Genomic DNA, 1,683 nt, shown 5'->3' on the forward strand with positions numbered 1-1,683 from the left:
TTTGGGATGTGGGTCACCAAGCTTATCCACATAAAATCCTTACAGGTCGTCGCGACCAAATGCACACTATTCGCCAAAAAGACGGTTTGCACCCTTTTCCTTTTCGCGATGAAAGCCAATACGATACGTTTAGCGTAGGTCATTCAAGCACCTCTATTTCAGCTGCCTTAGGTATGTCTATTGCCGCCCAAAAAGAAGGCAAAGGTCGAAAATCTGTAGCCATTATTGGTGACGGAGCTATCACCGCAGGCATGGCATTTGAAGCGATGAATCATTTAGGCGATGTAAAATCAGACATGCTTATTATTTTAAATGATAACGAAATGTCGATTTCAGAAAATGTTGGCGCATTAACAAATCACTTTGCCCGAATTTTATCAGGTAGCTTTTATACTAACATTCGTGAAGGCAGTAAAAAGTTACTCTCAGGTGTGCCTCCGGTAAAGCAACTTGCCAGTAAAATGGAAGAGCACATTAAGGGCATGATGATCCCGGGGACCTTCTTTGAAGAATTAGGCCTAAATTACATAGGCCCAATTGATGGTCACGATGTAAACATGCTTGTAGATACATTGCGTAATATGCGTAATTTAAAAGGCCCACAGCTTTTACATATAAAAACGCAAAAAGGTAAGGGCTACAAACCGGCTGAAGCCGATCCTATTGGCTACCATGGTGTACCAAAATTCGATCCGAGCACAACTAGCCTGCCTAAATCTAAACCTAGCGCTGCTACTTTTTCAAAAGTTTTCGGCGATTGGTTATGCGACATGGCAAAGCAAGACAGCAAGTTAATGGCTATTACGCCAGCAATGCGCGAAGGCTCTGGCATGGTACGCTTTTCTAAAGAGTTTCCAGATCAATACTTTGATGTGGCCATTGCAGAGCAGCATGCAGTTACTTTAGCGGCTGGTTTTGCTTGTGAAGGTTTAAAACCTGTTGTTGCTATTTACTCGAGCTTTTTACAACGTGCGTATGACCAATTAATACATGATGTTGCACTGCAAAACTTACCTGTATTATTTGCCATTGACCGCGCTGGTATTGTTGGAGCCGATGGTGAAACTCACCAAGGTGCGTACGATTTAAGCTTTATGCGCTGTATTCCAAATATGGTAATTATGGCACCAAGCGACACCAACGAATGCCGCCAAATGCTATACACCGGTTATAAAGAAAACTGCCCTGTTGCAGTTCGTTACCCTCGAGGTAGCGCAGGTACTGCAGACATTGAAAGCACTATGCAACTGCTTGAAATAGGTAAGGCAGATACAATTAAGAAAGGCAGTAAAATTGCCATTTTATCGTTCGGTACATTACTTGAAAACGCCCAGCTTGCAGCTAACGAATTAGATGCAACGCTTGTTAATATGCGTTTTATTAAACCACTTGATACTGCACTTTTAAATGAGCTTGCTACTAGCCACGATACCTTTGTTACGCTTGAAGATAACGCGATTGCTGGCGGTGCCGGCTCTGCAGTTAATGAATACTTGGCAACGCAAAAAGCTGATATTAATATCCTTAACTTAGGTATTCCTGATGAGTTTATTAAACACGGCACGCAAGATGAAATGCACGATGAAATGGGATTAGGCGAGCAAGGAATATTAAACGCTATTAAGGCGTTTATCGCTTAAGCTATTTACTTAGTTTATTAAAAAGGAGCCTCAAGGCTCCTTT

The 1,683-nt window shown here is 42.0% G+C and carries 1 protein-coding gene; it reads left to right on the forward strand.

Annotated elements, in window-relative coordinates:
* The coding region (gene dxs / locus H5072_RS18635; RefSeq protein WP_182694413.1) for a 1-deoxy-D-xylulose-5-phosphate synthase at window positions 1-1,640 on the forward strand (1,640 nt) is incomplete at its 5' end.
* Window positions 1,641-1,683 lie beyond the last annotated feature (43 nt).

Source organism: Pseudoalteromonas sp. SR45-5 (assembly GCF_014163565.1).
Classification (GTDB): Bacteria; Pseudomonadota; Gammaproteobacteria; order Enterobacterales; family Alteromonadaceae; genus Pseudoalteromonas; species Pseudoalteromonas distincta.